General features: G+C 64.3%; 11 protein-coding genes. 8 read left to right on the top strand and 3 right to left on the bottom strand.

Going from position 1 to position 16465, the window contains the following annotated elements; all coding sequences use genetic code 11:
• Positions 1-124: 124 nt before the first annotated feature.
• The 7 genes from tssH to BBA01S_RS28365 all read left to right on the top strand — a co-directional run bounded on the left by tssH (position 125) and on the right by BBA01S_RS28365 (position 10548).
• Positions 125-2797, top strand: a complete 2673-nt coding sequence (gene tssH / locus BBA01S_RS28395; protein WP_027819409.1) for a type VI secretion system ATPase TssH — start codon at positions 125-127, stop codon at positions 2795-2797.
• A 58-nt stretch (positions 2798-2855) separates the two neighbouring features.
• Positions 2856-4853 (top strand): type VI secretion system Vgr family protein, encoded by a 1998-nt coding sequence (locus tag BBA01S_RS28390; RefSeq protein ID WP_027819408.1) that lies wholly within the window; start codon positions 2856-2858, stop codon positions 4851-4853.
• 21 nt (positions 4854-4874) lie between these two features.
• Positions 4875-5438 carry a toxin-antitoxin system YwqK family antitoxin gene (locus BBA01S_RS43130; RefSeq protein WP_042298041.1) on the top strand — a complete coding sequence of 188 codons (564 nt, stop codon included), beginning with the start codon at positions 4875-4877 and terminating at the stop codon, positions 5436-5438.
• A gap of 54 nt (positions 5439-5492) precedes the next feature.
• Positions 5493-5888 (top strand): DUF4280 domain-containing protein, encoded by a 396-nt coding sequence (locus BBA01S_RS28380; protein WP_027819407.1) that lies wholly within the window; start codon positions 5493-5495, stop codon positions 5886-5888.
• 228 nt (positions 5889-6116) lie between these two features.
• A complete protein-coding gene (locus BBA01S_RS43125; protein ID WP_052391919.1) occupies positions 6117-8990 on the top strand; it encodes an ATP-binding protein in 2874 nt (957 codons plus the stop codon).
• 163 nt (positions 8991-9153) lie between these two features.
• A complete protein-coding gene (locus BBA01S_RS28370; protein ID WP_027819406.1) occupies positions 9154-9549 on the top strand; it encodes a nucleotide triphosphate diphosphatase NUDT15 in 396 nt (131 codons plus the stop codon).
• Positions 9550-9717: 168 nt separating this feature from the next.
• Entirely contained in the window at positions 9718-10548 is an 831-nt protein-coding gene (locus tag BBA01S_RS28365; protein ID WP_156966108.1) for an alpha/beta hydrolase, read from the top strand.
• A gap of 531 nt (positions 10549-11079) precedes the next feature.
• Here BBA01S_RS28365 and BBA01S_RS28355 read toward each other — a convergent pair.
• Positions 11080-12216, bottom strand: a complete 1137-nt coding sequence (locus tag BBA01S_RS28355; RefSeq protein WP_027819404.1) for a porin — start codon at positions 12214-12216, stop codon at positions 11080-11082.
• Between the two features lie 314 nt (positions 12217-12530).
• Positions 12531-13748: an FAD-dependent monooxygenase gene (locus BBA01S_RS28350; protein WP_027819403.1), complete on the bottom strand. Its 1218-nt coding sequence runs from the start codon at positions 13746-13748 to the stop codon at positions 12531-12533.
• A gap of 147 nt (positions 13749-13895) precedes the next feature.
• Here BBA01S_RS28350 and BBA01S_RS28345 point away from each other — a divergent pair, with 147 nt between their 5' ends.
• Entirely contained in the window at positions 13896-14852 is a 957-nt protein-coding gene (locus BBA01S_RS28345) for a LysR family transcriptional regulator (protein ID WP_027819402.1), read from the top strand.
• 41 nt (positions 14853-14893) lie between these two features.
• Here the strand turns inward: BBA01S_RS28345 and BBA01S_RS28340 are convergent, their stop codons facing one another.
• Entirely contained in the window at positions 14894-16057 is a 1164-nt protein-coding gene (locus tag BBA01S_RS28340) for a porin (protein WP_084162589.1), read from the bottom strand.
• Positions 16058-16465: the final 408 nt, after the last annotated feature.

Raw genomic sequence — 16465 nt, 5'->3', positions numbered from 1 at the left:
GCCTGTCGCGCGCGCAGCCGCCGCGACTCGGCTGGACGGCCTGGGCAGGCGCGGGCGACAGCGCGCCCGCGCGGCTCACGCGGCTGGCCCCCGCAGCGGCGGCCAACGGCGCGCCGGGTTGACGATGGATCTCAAGACGCTGATGGCGCGCCTTGCGCGCGAACCGCGCGACGCGCTCGAACGGGCGACGCACCACTGCCTGCGCGAGACGCATTTTGTCGTCGAGGTCGAGCACTGGCTCGCGGCGCTGCTGGAATCGCCCGACGGCGAACTGGCCGCCGTGCTGCCGCATTTCGGGCTGGAGCGCAGCGTGCCGCTCGCCGAACTCCACAGCGCGCTCGCCCGGCAGCCGCGCGGCAACCAGGCCACGCCCGCGCTCTCGCCGGATCTGCTGGTGTGGCTCCAGGACGCGCTCGTGCAAGCCAACGTGGTGCTGCAACGGCCAAACGTCAGCGCCGCCGTGCTGCTGATCGCCCTGCTCGACAACAACGAATTGCGCGCCCGCACGACGCTGGGCGCGCCCTCGCTCCTGCGTGTGGCGAGCGCATCGCTGCGCAGCAATCTGGCCGCGTGGCTACCGGAGAACGGTGCGGCCACAAACGCCACGGCAACTGCAGCTAGCGCGCCTGCCGTGCCCGCGTCTGTGCCCGCGTCTGTGCCCACGTCTGTGCCCACGTCTGTGCCCACGTCTGTGCCCACGTCTGCGCCTGCGTCATCGCCGCCCGCCACGCCCGGCGCACCAACACCGGGCGCGACCGATTCGTCCGCCCGCACGTTGCTCGATCAATACACGATCGACCTGACCGGCGAAGCGCGCGCGGGACGCATCGACCCTATCGTCGGCCGCACCGCCGAAATCCGCCTGAGCGTCGACATCCTGCTGCGGCGGCGACAAAACAATCCCCTGCTGGTGGGCGCGCCTGGCGTGGGCAAGACGGCGATTGTCGAAGGCCTGGCGCTGCGCATCGCGGCGGGCGACGTGCCGCCGCCGCTCGCGGGCGTCACGTTGCGCGTGCTCGATCTCGCGCTGCTGCAAGCGGGCGCCAGCGTCAAGGGCGAGTTCGAGCGCCGCCTGCGCGCCGTGATCGACGAAGCGCGGCGCGCGCCCATGCCGGTGATCCTCTTTATCGACGAAGCGCACACGATGATCGGCGCGGGCGGCGCGGAAGGCGGCAGCGACGCGGCCAACCTGCTCAAGCCCGCGCTCGCACGCGGCGAATTGCGCACCATCGCCGCGACCACGTGGCTCGAATACAAAAAGTACTTCGAGCGCGATCCCGCACTCGCACGGCGCTTCCAGCTCGTGCAGGTCGAGGCGCCCGACGAAGCCACTGCCGTCGGCATGCTGCGCGCGCTGGCGCCGCGTTTCGAGGCGCATCACGGCGTGACGCTGCTCGACGCCGCGATCGTCGATGCGGTGAAGCTCTCGCATCGCTATATTTCGGATCGCCAGCTACCTGACAAGGCAATCGCCGTGCTCGACACGGCCTGCGCGCGGGTCGCCCTGGCGCAGCACGACGTCCCGGTGCAGCTCGAAAGCGCACGCCAGCGCGAGGGCGCCTTGCACGACGAGCTAATGCGCCTGCGCTCGGAAATGGTGCTGGGCGCGCCTCACATGCAGCGCGTCGCCGCACTGGAAGCCGAGCACACGCGCAACGCGGCGCTGGTGCGCGAACTGGAAGCGCGCTGGCGCGACGAGGCCGCTGCAGTACGCGAAATTCTGGCGGTACGTGCAAGACTGGCCGCGCACGACCTGCATCGCCCTGCGCAAACTGCCGCCGACGAAAGTGCGGATGCGCTCGAAGATCTCGCCGCCGAACTCGCGCGCCTCGAAAGCGGCCTCGACGCAATCCGCGACGACGATCCCATGGTGCCGGTCTGCGTCGATTCAAAGACGGTTGCTGCGGTGATCGCCGGATGGACGGGCATCCCGGTCGGCAAGATGCTCGCCGATGAAATGCACGCCGTACGCACGCTGGAGACGCGGCTCGCGCAACGCATCGTCGGACAGGACATGGCGCTTGAGCGCATCGCGCGGCGCATCCGTGCGTGGCGTGCCGGACTCGCCGACCCGCAGCGCCCGGTCGGCGTGTTCCTGCTGGTCGGGCCCACCGGCGTGGGCAAGACCGAGACCGCCTACGCGCTCGCGGACGCGCTCTACGGCGGCGAGCGCAATCTCATCGTGATCGATCTCGCGGCCTATCAGGAAGCGCACACCGTTTCGCAGCTGCGCGGCGCGCCGCCCGGTTACGTGGGCCACGCGGCGGGCGGCATCCTGACTGAGGCCGTGCGCCGCCGCCCGTACAGCGTCGTGCTGCTCGACGAAATCGAAAAGGCCCACGCCGACGTGCTCGAAGCGTTCTACAACGTGTTCGATAAAGGCGTGATGGAGGACGGCACGGGCCTCGTGGTCGATTTTCGCAATACCGTGATTCTGGCAACCAGCAACGTCGGCTCCGAACTGATGCTGAGGACGCCCGCCAGCGCGCTCGCCGGTGAGCCATTCAACCGCGAACTGCGAGAAACGCTGCTGCACGCGTTCCGCCCCGCGTTTCTCGCGCGCATGACGGCCGTGCCTTATGTCGCGCTCGACGATCCGGCCGTGCGCATCATCATCGAAAAAAAGCTTGAGCAATTGCGCGCGCGCTATCGCGACGCCACCGGCAAGCAGTTTGCCTTCGACGCCGGAATCATCGACGCCGTGCTCGCGCGCTGTCGCAGCTCGGGCGCACGCGAAATCGACAATGTATTGATGAACGAGCTTGTCGGCACGCTGGCCCAATGGGCGCTCGAATGACGCATGCACGCTCGACGTCGCTCCCGATAACCGCCCTTTACTTTCTACTTTATTGCCCATGGATCGCCCGCCCCTGACCGACACCGATACGCGCATCGAACTGAGCGGCGGCGGCTTCACCGGCCTGTTTGCCTCGCAGGTGACGGTGGACGAGCGCATCGGCGCGCCCGCCGAAGTGACGCTGCGTGCGCTGGGCGCGGTGCCGCCGCCCGCGCCTCGCGGCATGCCCGGGCAGCACTTGACGGTGAAGTTCGCGTGGGGCGAGAACGCGCGCCTGGTCGATGCGGTGTGCACGCGCGCCGCGCAACTGCCTTCCACTGTCGATGCAAGTCACTTTGCGCTGACGCTGCGCTCGTGGCTCTGGCTGCTCACGCTGGCGCAGAACAACCGCGTGTTCCAGAACAAGACGGCCCGGCAGATCATCGAAGCGGTGTTCGCTGGCCACAGCATGACGGACTACACGTTTTCGCTGACCGGCACGCCCGCCTCGCGTGAATGGTGCGTTCAATACGGCGAAAGCGACTTCACATTCGTGAGCCGGCTGTGCGAGGAAGAAGGCTGGTTCTATTTCTTTAGCCATCAGGACGGCGTGCACAAGCTCGTGATCGCCGATAGCAACGACGCCTTCACCACGATGCCCGGTGCGGCCACCGTGAGCTGCGCACCGCTCGCGGCCCATGCGGGCGGCTGGCGCGAAAACGGCCAGATCCTCTATTGCGAAATCGTCGAACAAACTGCCGCCGGAGTCTTCTCTCACGGCGATTACGCGTGGCAGACGCCGACCGCGCAACTGTATTCGCAGGCGCAACTCGTGGACAACAACCTCACGGTCTACGAATATCCCGGCCGCTTCGCGACCAGCGACAACGCATCGACGCTCGCCAAGCAACGCGTGGACGCCGTGCGTGCAAGCGCGCGGCTGCTGGTCGGCGAAAGCGACTGCCGTGCCCTCACGCCGGGCTATCGCTTTACGTTGTCGGGCCATGAATCGCCGGATGCGAATATCGAATGGGTCGTGGCCAGCGTCGTGCACGAGGCCGACCACTCGCATTATCGCAATCGCTTTGAAGCGTTTCCCGCTTCGGTCAACTACCGCGCGCCGCGCACCACGCGCCGCCCGTTCATGCCGACACAGACGGCGACTGTCGTCGGCAAGAGCGGCCAGGAATTGTGGACTGACCAGTACGGGCGCGTGAAAGTGCAGTTCCACTGGGATCGCGAAGGCAAGCTCGACGAGCAGAGTTCGTGCTGGATTCGCGTCGCGCAGCCATGGGCGAGCAAGGGGTTCGGCATGCAGTTCATGCCGCGCATCGGCGATGAAGTGGTCGTGAGTTTTATCGACGGCGACGCCGACCGACCGCTTATCACCAGCAGCGTCTACAACGGCGCGAACCTGCCGCCCTACGCGCTGCCGGACAACCAGACGCAATCAGGGCTGAAAAGCAGCAGTTCGCCGGGCGGCGCGGGATTCAATGAGCTGCGCTTCGAAGACAAGAAAGACAGCGAAGAAGTCTTTTTGCAGGCCCAGAAGGATCTCAACGTGAACGTGCTGAACGATGCGAGCGCAACGATCGGACACGACGAGACCCGCACCGTGAAAAACGCGCGCAGCCATACGATCCAGGAAAGCGACGACACGCTCACGATCGAAAAAGGCAATCGCAGCGTGACGGTGCAGACCGGCGCCGAGACGATCGACATAAAGGGCACGCGCACGGTCAAAGCGGGCGGCGATGAAACCCGCACGGTGGGCGGCGCGCTCAAGCAGACCGTGACGGGCGACATGACGCTGACGATCGACGGCAACCTCACCATCAAGGTGGGCGGCTCGCTGTCCATTCAAAGCACCGGCTCCTATACGGCGAAAAGCGATGCGTCCATGACGCATCAGGCCGCAATGTCGCTCACCAACGAAGCCGGTACGTCGCTCACGAACAAGTCCGACGGCACGCTTTCGAACGAGGCGCAAAGCCTGACCAACAAGGGCAGCGTCGAGCAGACCGTGGATGGCGGCGCGATGCTCACCGTCAAGGGCGGCATCGTCAAGCTCAATTGAGGACATGCAATGGAAAAGCCGATGGAAAAGCTCCGGCCTGTAACGATAGAGCGCGACGATTCACGCGTCGCGGGCACGACGCTCGGCAAGGCGCTGCATGGCACCGTGCGCATCGAAGCCGATGGCCGCACAATTGCGATTCTGCGCTATGACCATGGCGTGCTGAGCGGGCCGGCGACGTATTTCAACGCCGAAGGCACGCCCTCCGCCGAAGTCCATCATCGCACTGGCAAACTGGACGGCAAGGCCCGCTTTTACTACCCGACGGGCAGCATGCAGCGCGAAGCGCACTATGCGCTGGGGCAACTGCACGGTAGCTGTCGAACATGGCTGGAGGACGGCACCTTGCTTGAAGACGCTCATTATCGGCACGGCAAGCTTCATGGCTTGTTTCAGCGCTTTCATCCGAATGGCCGTCTCGCGCTGCGCCAACCATACGCTGCCGGCAAGCCGCTGGAACAAGCCGAAAACTACAGCAACGAAGGACGCATGCTAGGCGAAGACGGCAAGCCTGTTTCGCGCTGGAAGCAGTGGTGGAACGGCCAGGCGCCGCACGCGCCCCTGGCTGCGCACGAGTCCGCGTGACGGAGGGTGACGAATGCAATGTGCGATCCCTCGACATCGTTGGACTGAGACGCCATGACCTGTCCACAAGTGTGCAGCGGCGCTGCCCTGCAATGCTCGTTTGGCGCCGCGCCCGGCGTGCTCAATGTCCTGCCGGCCAATCGTGTACTGGCAGGCGGGGTGCCGGCGGCCACGATCATGGACTCGGCGCCCATCGTCAACATCGCGCCGTTCGCGATGTGTCAAAGCCCCTCGAATCCTGCGGTCATTGCTGCGACAGCCGCCGCGCTCGGCGTCTTCACGCCCATGCCTTGCGTCCCGGCGACGACGGCGCCGTGGATTCCCGGCGGCGCGCCCACCGTGCTGATCGGGTCGATGCCGGCGCTCGACGCCATGGCGACGCTTATCTGCATGTGGGCCGGTGTCATCAAGATTGTCCAGCCGGCGCAAACTACGGTTTTGATCCCATAACGGACGAGGGCAAAGCCAATAAACTCAATCCGTATTTCGTCCGATCATTCCTTTCCCGGAGACGATTAACTTTATTTAATCTCGGGACAATGACAACAAAATGCAGACTGGTTATGATGCGTTCGACATAAATACTGAGCGGGTGGTGCAACGCCGACCCAGCACACGCTGGTGACCCGTTGGCGTATTCGGGCGACGGCCAATCGCACCGCTCCTTTTCCTGAACGCATGTCTTCCATCGCCGCTTCACCGCCATCGCTGTTCCAGCTTGGCCGCTTCCGTGTGAACCTGCGCGAACGCGTGCTGGTGCTGAACGGAAAGCCGCTCAATATCGGCTCGCGCGCATTTGCCATACTCGAAATCCTGATTGCTGCGGACGGCGGCCTCGTCACGAAGAACGCCTTGCTGGAGCGCGCGTGGCCCGGCACGATCGTCGAAGAAAACAATCTGCAGGTTCAGTTATCGAGGTTGCGCCGCGCGTTAGGCGAAGACCGCGCGTGTATCGTCACGGAGCCGGGGCGCGGCTACCGGCTCTTGCTGCCCAAAGCAAACGCGCGCCCGGTCGAAGTGCGTGCGGCAAACAATGACGCCAGCCCGTCGCCGCCCGCAACGCGGCTGCCGCATCTTGCCGATATCATCGGACGCGATCGCGCGATTGCGTCGGCGCTAGACGCGTTGATCCGCGCGCACGCGTTGACGCTCACGGGTGCCGGTGGCATCGGCAAGACGACCTTGTCGATGGCGATTGCGCAGCGCTTCGAGCAGGAGCACTGCGGCCATGCCATGGTCATCGAACTCGCCGCGATGACGAGCGCCGCCGAAGTCATACGTGCCGTCGATGCACAACTCACCAGCGAAGCCGTGTCTTCGCAGCCGTGCCTGCTGGTGCTCGACAACGCCGAGCACATGATCGCCGCGATCGCGAAGATCGTCGACCGCCTGCTGGACGATCACCCAACATTGCACGTGCTGGTGACGAGTCGCGAGGCGCTGAACATAGGCCGCGAGACGCTGTTTCCCGTCGATCCGCTCGACGTCCCTGCACGCGAGGCCGACGAGCCAGCCGTGCGGCGTCAATCCGCTGTGCAGCTGTTCCTGAAACGCGTGGAGGCGATGGGCGGCGCGCTCCACGGCGACCCCGCCGAAATTGGCCTGATCGGCGAGATCTGCCGCCGCCTCGATGGCCTGCCGCTCGCGATCGAGCTTGCCGCCGCGCGCGTCCCAACCTTCGGCGTCGATGGCGTGCATCGCGGCCTGGCCGACCAGTTGACGCTGCTGTCGCGCGGCTTTCGCACGGCCATGCCGCGCCACAAAACCTTGCGGGCGACGCTGGACTGGAGCTTCGCGCTGCTCGACGAACGCAGCCGTACGCTGTTGCGGCGTCTTGCGCTGTTCGCGGGCCACTTCTCGATCGAGTCGATGTGTGCGGTGGCGTGCGACGCGGGCCTGGCCGTGAGCGCGGTCATCGACGGCATCGGCGAACTGGTGGCGAAGTCGCTCGTCAAGGTGTCGTTCGACGGGCCGATCGCGCGCTACCGGCTGTCGGAATCCACGCGTGCGTATGCACTCGAACATCTTCACGCAGCGGGCGAGGTCAAGGACGTGTCGGCGCGTCATGCCAGCGACCTGGCCGGACGCTTGCGCGACAACGCTGCGGGCGCGAACTGGCCGGGCGTCACCGCCGGCGACGATCCGGAGCACCTGCTCGACGACACGCGCAATGCCGTGGACTGGGCCTTTTCGCCCGAAGGCGACCTGCGCACCGGCGTCGAGCTGTCGTCGACGCTTGTCGGCGCCCTGCTCGCCCGCGCGAAACTCGACGAATGCGGCCGCCAGGCTTCACGGGCCGCCGACGCGCTCCAGTCACTGCCCCATGACGCCGTCGCGCCCGCCCACGCCATGCGCATCAAGGTCGCGCTTGCGACGGTGCTGCCCAATCTGGACGGCCCCGTCGAGCGGGCCGCCGATCTCTGGCGCGAGGCGCACGATCACGCGCTGCGCAGCCGCGACGACGGCTTGCGCGCGCAAGCGTTCTGGGGCCTGTGGAATGCGTCGCTTGCAGCTGGCAAAGTCAGCGACGCGCGCCACTGCGCCGCGCAATTCGGACAGTTCGCTGTCCAGAACGATTGCCGGTGGCAGCGCATTTTCGCCATGATGCTGGCCGCCAACGCCGCGCATTGCGCGGGCGATCATCGCAGCGCACGCACCACGCTAGGCGAAGTCGTGCGCCATTTTCAGGCCCATCCCGAGGATGCGGCCGCCATCCGCCGTTTTGCGGCAGAGCCACTTGCGGTGTGCTATGCGGGCCTTGCGCGGATTCGCTGGATCGAAGGCGATGTCGACGAAGCCGCACGCCTCGCTGCCTGTTCGCTCGACCTGGTGCCCGCCGCGACGATGGAGCCGTGGTTCACGCATGTCCTCGGCCTCGTGGCGGCGCCGCTCGCGCTGATTTCGGGCGACCGCGAGCGCGCGCGCCATTATCTGTCGATCATGCAGTCGCAGACGAGCTTGCACCGGCTGACGATCTGGCGCGAGTTCGGCGATTGTCTCGCGGCGATTCTGGTGATTCGCGACGGCGACGTAGCGACGGGACTGGCGCAACTGGAACCCTCGCTCGATTCGCTTTTGGCGCGGGGATTCCGGCGCCTGACTTCGCCGCTGATCGTCGAGTGCGCGCAGGCGCTGATTCGCGTCGGCCGGATCGTGGAAGCGAGCAAGCGCCTGCTCGAAGCGCAGGTGTTCTGCGAGAACAACGGCTCGTTCTATTTCATGCCGGAGATCCTGCGCGGCCAGGGCCTGTGCGCTCATGCGCTAGCCCGATTGTCCAATGCTGACTCCGCGCACGATGCGCAGACGTTGGCACAGGCGAAAGCGAGCTATGCGAGCGCGATTGCGCTCGCGAAATCGCAGGGCGCGCGGATGTGGGAATTGCGCACGACGCTGGATCTGCTTCGACTGCCGCTCAGCGCCGAAGAAGCATCGCAAGCGCGCCATGCGCTGCGGGAGCTGGCAAATCAATTCGATGCGCGTTGCGCAGTGCCGGAAGTACGCGAGATGTTTTCGCTGCTCGCCACGGATGACGCGCAGGACGTGCACGCATAAGCACACGCAACGTCGTCAAGTGCGATGCAACGAATCATCGCGTCGGCGTTCAGCTTCAGTCCGGTGGGGAGACATTCGCAACGTTTAAAATCACGCGAAACCATCGGAAGAAAAGGCGGAGCTTTACAGCATGAATGCTTTTAATCAAGGCGACGGGGCAACCATGAGTGACGCGCTGCTGGGCGTCGGCGTCGTGATCCGGCGCGACGGCCGTTATCTGCTTGGCCTGCGGCGCAGCGCATACGGCTACGGTACGTGGGGCTTTCCAGGAGGCAAAGTCGACGCAGGCGAGCATCCGCTTGAAACGGCGTCGCGCGAGTTGCTGGAGGAAACCGGACTGGTGCTGACCAATCCCGTGGCAACCAGCTGGAGAAGCGGCTGGGTCGAGCCAGGCAAACGCCGGCACGTCACGCTGTTCGTGGAAGGAGACGCGACCGGCACGCCCGTCTGCCGGGAGCCGGACAAATGTGAAGCGTGGTCATGGTTCGCACCAGACGCCCTGCCCGCGGATCTATTCGAACCCACGCAACTCTATTTCGCTTCCCCGCGAGCGGAGTAGCCGGGGCGGCGCATCTGGCGCAAATTGCGCGCTTGGCGCCGGTTTCTATCAACTGCTGCCGACTTCTGCCAGACTGGATAAAGCGAGCGCCGCACCGGGAACAGGTGATGCGATTTTCGGCGCTTTCTGTCACGTTCCGACACCCACCGTATCCGCGCGAGGGCCATCGTGATCCAGCTTCCGTATTTCGCAGTCATGCTCGGCTTTGTCGGTCTCGTGATTTTAATTGGCGGGCCGATCCTGCTGCTTGGCTGGCTACAGGGCCGCCTGATCTATCCGCACGAGCGCTTGCGCCGCGGCATCTCCAGATCGAATCAGGACGCCCGCGTCGGCACGATCCGGGTGCGTACCGCCGATGGCGTCGAATTGACCTGCGATTACGCGCCACCGCGCGATCCTGCCTACGCGACAGTCGTGCTCTTTCACGGCAACGGCGACGATATCGACCAGCGCGACCATATCGGCCAGGCGCTGCTCGATGCGGGCTATGGCGTGCTGCTGGCGGCCTACCGCGGCTACGGCGCACCTGGACGGCCGAGCGAAGCGGGCCTTTACGCCGATGGCCGCGCGGCTCTCGCGTTCGCCAGGCAACACGCGCGGGAAGTTGTCGTGCATGGCTTTGCGCTGGGCTCGGGCGTGGCCGTGCAGCTGGCGAGCGAAACGCCGCTCGCCGCGCTGGTGCTCGAAGCGCCCTTCACCAGCATCGCGGATGTGGCGGCGGCCCGTATCCGCTGGCTGCCCACGCACGCATTCGTGCGCGATCGTTATGACAATCTCGCGAAGATCGGCAAAGTGAGCGCGCCCACGCTCATCTACGGCGGCGAGAACGACCGCGTGATTCCCCCGGCGCAATTCAAGCGCCTTTACGAGGCCGTGCAAGCGCCGAAGCGCCTGGAAATCGTTGCGGGCGCAACCCATGCCAACGCGTGGGAGCGCGGCGGCGACGCAATCGTCCTGCATTTTCTTGCGGAGGTTCTGGGCCGCAAGGCGACGGCCTGATGCCATGACCAGACGATAAGCAACAGCTTTTATCCGACAAATACAATTAAATAACGAACCATATAATCGTCGCTGCCAGGTTTGCCTGGTGCGTTAATTTACCCTCGTGTCTTTCGACGCGATGCTCTATATTCAAAATCGCGTCGATCCAAATGCGATCTGGCAGCCATCGTGGATAAGGATGGCTGCGTATTCATCCAACGAATTAACGACATTTGACTGCGCTCGGGGAGGCCCCTCAATCCGACCGACAGGTGAAACTCATGTTTGCCTTCGTGATCATGGTGGCCGTTGCCGCTTTCGTGCCGTATGTCGCCACCCCGGCTGTCCAGCACGCAGTAAGCAGCACAACAGCGAAACAGCAAAGCCAGCAGGCTCCCGCTGCACCGGTAGAGAGCACCGCCGCGGCTGGGCCGTCAATCGACGTGAGTTCCGCTATGCCAGCCAATTAGGCCTGATTGCGCGCGAAGACATTCGCGAGGCTGCCGGCGTCGCGCAACCGGCAGCCGTATCGGCAATGCACTGAGCGAATCAGAACATGTGACGCACGCCGGCCATCACGCCCACCTGGCCTTGACCGGCTGCGGGCGTCGTGCCGCCGCCCCCTGCGCTGACCGTAAAGGCAGCGTGGGCGCTATTCGCCAGGTAGGCGCCCTGGAGATAAACGGCGGTGCGCTTCGAGAGGAAATACGTCCCGCGCAGCACGCCCAACGTCGCGCGCGCGTCCTGGCCCGATACGGTGACGTGATAAACCCCGGCGTCGACGGAAACCGCCGGCGTGAAGTAATAGTTTGCGGTCAGATAAAAGAGATTCGAGTGGATATTCGGGCCACCGGACGAATCCGTATCGACCCAACGGCCAATCCAGCCGCCGCCGAACTTCACGCCATACAGGCTCACGTAACCATTGAGCTGGGCGCGATCGTCCTTGTCGCCGTTTGAAGTGAGGGTCAAAGGCTTGACGCCGTCGAAGAAGTTCGCAGCGGCCGTCGTGCCGCCGCCTCGCTGTTCTTCATACGAAGCCGCCGCGCCAAACCACGTCGCGTCGTATTTCAGCATCGCCGACCACAAGCGGCATTCGGTCATGTCGCCAGGCGTCTGGCCTGCACAGGTGCCCTGCCCCGGCGAATTGCCCGTGCCCGCCGAGTCCCGGCCGAACGAGTACATCGCACCCACCGTCAAGCCGCCGAACTTGCCTTTCCACGCCACGGAATTGTCGGCGCGGCCATTGGGAATATAGGCGTCGAGCGAAGGCAGGCCGTAGATATTCGGGCCGAGCAGGTCTGCGTCGAGCACCGCCAGATAGGTTATCGTGTACTGCCGTCCGAACGACAAGGTGCCGTAGGGACTGTCGATGCCTACCCAGCTTTGACGGCCGAACAACCGCCCGCCTTGCCCCATCGTGCCGTTGGAGACATTGAAACCGTTCTCAAGAACGAAGAGCGCCTTATATCCGCCGCCAAGATCCTCCGTTCCGCGCAGCCCCCAGCGCGACGGCAACTCCCCGGTGATCGACGGCATGCGCACGATACTTTTGCCCGCGGCATTGGCGTGCGAAATATATTCGACGCCCGTATCGATGACTCCGTAAAACGACACGCTGCTTTGCGCAAAGCCGGTCGTCGCGAATCCGAGCAAAGCTGCGCCCACGAGATGGTGCAATCTCATACTGTCTCCGAACCTGATTGTGGTTACTTTTATTGATATGGATGACTAAGGATTAGTCCGGGTGAAGCTTTTCGTTGACGAGTCTCCGTGATCTATTCGTTTGATGTTGCCTTGTCTGCGTCGGTCGGCAACTTGTGTGCGCTGATAGTAGAGATTGCCTGAGCGGCAGTCCAACACCGATTCGGTATCGATTCGATACCCACAAGGTATGCAGTGGGCAATGCGCCGCGCTGTTCTACAGCGCAAAAGGTATAGCCGCGCATCCGTGAAGATGCGCGGCTAGCAGGCTCATGGAAGATTCAAGTGCAGCGAACTCAAAGCCAGGTGCCGCCCTGGCGTTCGTCCGGCTCTTGGTTCAGCGCGTCGAAATCGTGAATCCAGTCGAGGTGGTGCAGCAGGCTTTCGCGCTCGCCAAGCCGGCTGTTGCGCGCCTGGGCTGCCGCGCCGTCGGGCAGATGCAGCATGTCCGCCGTCGTAATCGACGCAAACTGAACCTTGCGCGTGCGGCCGCGGCGCAGACGCTCGTACGCTTCCTGCGCCTCGCGCCAGTTGCGCGGGCCTGCCTTGGCGAGTTGATCCGCCAGCACGACCGCATCCTCGATCGACTGGTTCGCGCCCTGGCCGTGGTGTGGCACGAGCGCATGCGCGGCGTCGCCGATCAGCGTCACGCGGCCCTTGCTCCAGCGCCCGAGCGGCGGCCGATGGAACAGGCCCCAGCGCTGGCTGATCGGCACCGCCGTGATCATCTCCACGACGGCCGGATGCCAGTCCTTGAAGAGGCGCAGTTGCTCGCCCTCGCTGGCCGGCAGCACCCAGTCGCGCGACGGCCACGGCGAGGGGTGGCGCTCGACCAGCAGGAAGTTCTGGTCGCCCTTGTCGCCAATCGGATAGTGCAGCAGATGGCCGCCAGGGCCGACCCAGAACTGGATGGTCTCGGGATCCGGCAGCAGCGACATCTGTCCGGCTGGCACCACGCCACGAAAACCCGAGCAGCCCGAATACAGGGCGTCGTCGTAGCCCAGCATCCAGCGCCGCGTGATGGAACGCGCGCCGTCCGCACCAATCACCAGATCGGCGTCCACGCTCTGGCCGTTGTCGAACGACAGGCTCACATGGCCGGGATGCTGCGTGAGGTTCACGAGCCGATGGCCGAGCTTGATATGTTCGAGGCCGACGGCTGTGGACAAGACCGCTTGCAGGTCGGCGCGATGAACGCCCCAGTAAGATCCGCCGAACTGCTCGCGATAACTGGGCGCGCCGCGATGATGGCCGATGACTTCGCCGCTGCGCCCGTCGCGATAGATCAGTCCGGGCACTTCGGCGCATACGCTTTCGAATGCGTGACGCAGTCCCATTTGCTCGTAAAAGCGCGTCGCATTGGCGGAGAGCGCGACGGCCGCGCCCACCTCGCGCAACTCATCGGTCTGTTCGTAAAGCTGCGCATCGATGCCGCGTTCGCGCAGTGCGAGCGCCAGCGTCAGTCCCCCAATGCCCGCGCCCACAATCGCAATCTTCATATCCATCTGTTTCATGACTCTGTCTCCTGTACTGGATTTATCGGCCCGGACGTGTTGCGCGAACCCTGTCGGTATTTTCAGCACTGGTTTTTCATTGCTCAATAAGATGAAATGAATCGACAACATCACCCAGATCAATGAGGGTGGAGCGAGACAAAAGATATGGAACTAGGCGACATCGATCTCAATCTCCTGCTGCTGTTCCAGCGCCTCATGCAGGAACGGCGCGTGGCGAGCGTGGCCGAGCAGATGAACATGAGCCAGCCTGGCGTCAGCAATGCGCTGGCCAAACTGCGCCGCAAACTGGGCGATCCGCTATTCGTGCGCGCGCCAGGCGGCGTCGTGCCCACGCCCTACGCGCTGCGCCTGGCCGAGCCGGTTTCGCAGGCGCTCGCGACTTTGCACGCCGCGCTCAATCCCATGACGGGCTTCGACCCGTTGCGCGCGTCGCGCACCATCACGATCGGCATGACCGACATCGGCGAGGTGGTGTTTCTGCCCGCGCTGGTCGAGCGGCTATCGCGCGAAGCGCCGGGCGTCGCGCTCAATACCGTGCGCAACACAAGCGTCAATCTGGGCAATGAAATGGCCGATGGCCGCGTCGACCTGGCGATCGGCCTGCTGCCGCAACTCAAGGGTGGTTTCTATCAGCGGCGGCTGTTCGACCAGCGCTATGTCTGCCTGTACCGCCAGGGCCATGCGCTCGAACAGGAACCCATGACGCTCGCTGCATGGCGCGAGGCGGAACATCTGGTCGTGGTCTCGGCGGGCACCGGGCACGGCCAGGTGGACGACTGGCTCAAGCGCCGTGGCGTGCGCAGGCAGGTGCGGCTGAGCGTGCCGCACTTCATGAGCGTGGGCTACATCCTGCAACGCACCGACCTGATCGCCACCGTCCCCGAGCGCCTTGCGTTGCAACTGGCGCCGCTGTTCTCGCTAAGCATGTGCGCGCTGCCGATCGCATTGCCCGCCGCGCCGATCCACCTGCTCTGGCACGCGCGCGTCCAGCAGGACGACGGCAATCGCTGGCTGCGCAGCGTCGTGATCGACCTGTTCGCCGATACGGCAACGCCTGCGCGCAAAAACGCGAAGCAGACGAAAAAACGCGAGCGGGCATGACGCCGGCTCGCGCGATTTAAAGCAGGCTGTTTAAAGCCGCTTTAAAACTGATGGTACATGCCGATTCGCACGACCGTCTGATGGTTGTTCGACGAGGCCGACGCCACCGAATAATCGAAGATATCGGCATTCGACGCCGCGCCTGCCGCCTTCTGCCACACGCCCATCGCGTAGATCGACGTGCGCTTGGACAATGCGTAGGCCGTCGTCAGGCCGACCTGATGATAGATCGGCACCTGCTGGCTATAGCCAATATTGCCGTGCGTGTACACGTACTGCGCGCCCACATACCACGCCGACGTGAGGTTATAGCGGCCCCACGCTTCGTAGTTGGTGAAGATCACGGTGCCGTGCGTGCCGTTGGCATCGTTGAACTTGGTGTTGGTGTAGTCGAGGCCCAGCGTGGCCGAGCCCAGCGCGTAATTGATCGCCGCGCCGAAAATCTGTTCGTTGGCCGGATTGCCGACATAGCTGAACGGCCCGCTCGCGCCAATCGCGGTACCCGTAGTGTTGCTCACGAAATCGCCGTCGCTGAGCAGCACGCCGGGGTTTTTCGCGTAAAGATAAGCGCCCGCGATGTTGAAGCCGCCAAACGCGTAGTTGGCTCCAAGGCTCCATAGCCCGGTCGTGCCGCGTCCCGGCGCGGTGGAATTCGTGAACGAATAAAGGCCGCCGAAAGTCAGGCCGCCAATCTTCGGGCTCGCGTACTTGATGGCGTTATCGACGCGAAATGAGTTGTCCGTATTGTCGATGTCGCCCGCGTGCACGAGCGGGCCGCCCAGTTGGCCTGGCGCGGTGAGCGGCTGCAGGTAGTCGACCACCGAATCGTACTGGCGCCCCAGCGTCACCGTGCCGAAGCGCGTATCCGAGAGCCCCACATACGCCTGACGCCCGAACAGGCGGCCACCCTGACGGCTTTGACCGTTTTCCGTGCTGAAACCGGATTCGAGCTTGAATATCGCGCTCAGTCCGCCGCCCAGGTCTTCGGTGCCTTTCAGGCCCCAGCGGCTGCCATAGACGCCGTCATAGGTGCCGTCGCGCATGCGCCAGAGCGAATGACCGCCGCTGTTGCTGACGTAGTCGATCCCCTCGTCAATCACCCCGTAAAGCGTCACCGACGACTGCGCGTGTGCGTTCAGCGTGACCAGTGCGCTTCCCGCCAGCAAGCACGCTATTTGGGCCTTTCTCGTAGAACGATGCTTCATGCCTTCTCCTTTCCTCGTCAAATTCGCTGCTGCGGGCCGCGGCTTCATGCGACGGCTTTCATTTTTATTCGGCATCCTGATTGATTGGCTTGCCATAGGGGCTGGACTAAGCAGGCGATCGATGCACGTGCCAATCCGGTCTCGTTCGAACGAGACTTTCAACGAAACACCAGTGCGCACGGCTTGCCGCGACTCGCCGGACTTGTCTTCTAAATATTATGGTATGCCATAGTATAGATCGGCAACTCGCCAAAATATTATGGAATACCATGATCGCGGACGAGGCTCGGCTCGGCGCTGCGAGGAAACGCGCGGTCGGCGGTTAGCGGATAGTCGGGGACGGAGAAACGCGAGAGAAATGTGAAAGGCGCGTCCTTGAGACCCTCAGGACGCGCCCTGGCCAGGCAA

This window comes from Paraburkholderia bannensis NBRC 103871 (genome assembly GCF_000685015.1).
GTDB lineage: Bacteria > Pseudomonadota > Gammaproteobacteria > Burkholderiales > Burkholderiaceae > Paraburkholderia > Paraburkholderia bannensis.
Note: the sequence above shows the minus strand (reverse complement) of the source record. Positions and strands in the feature narration are given on the sequence as shown.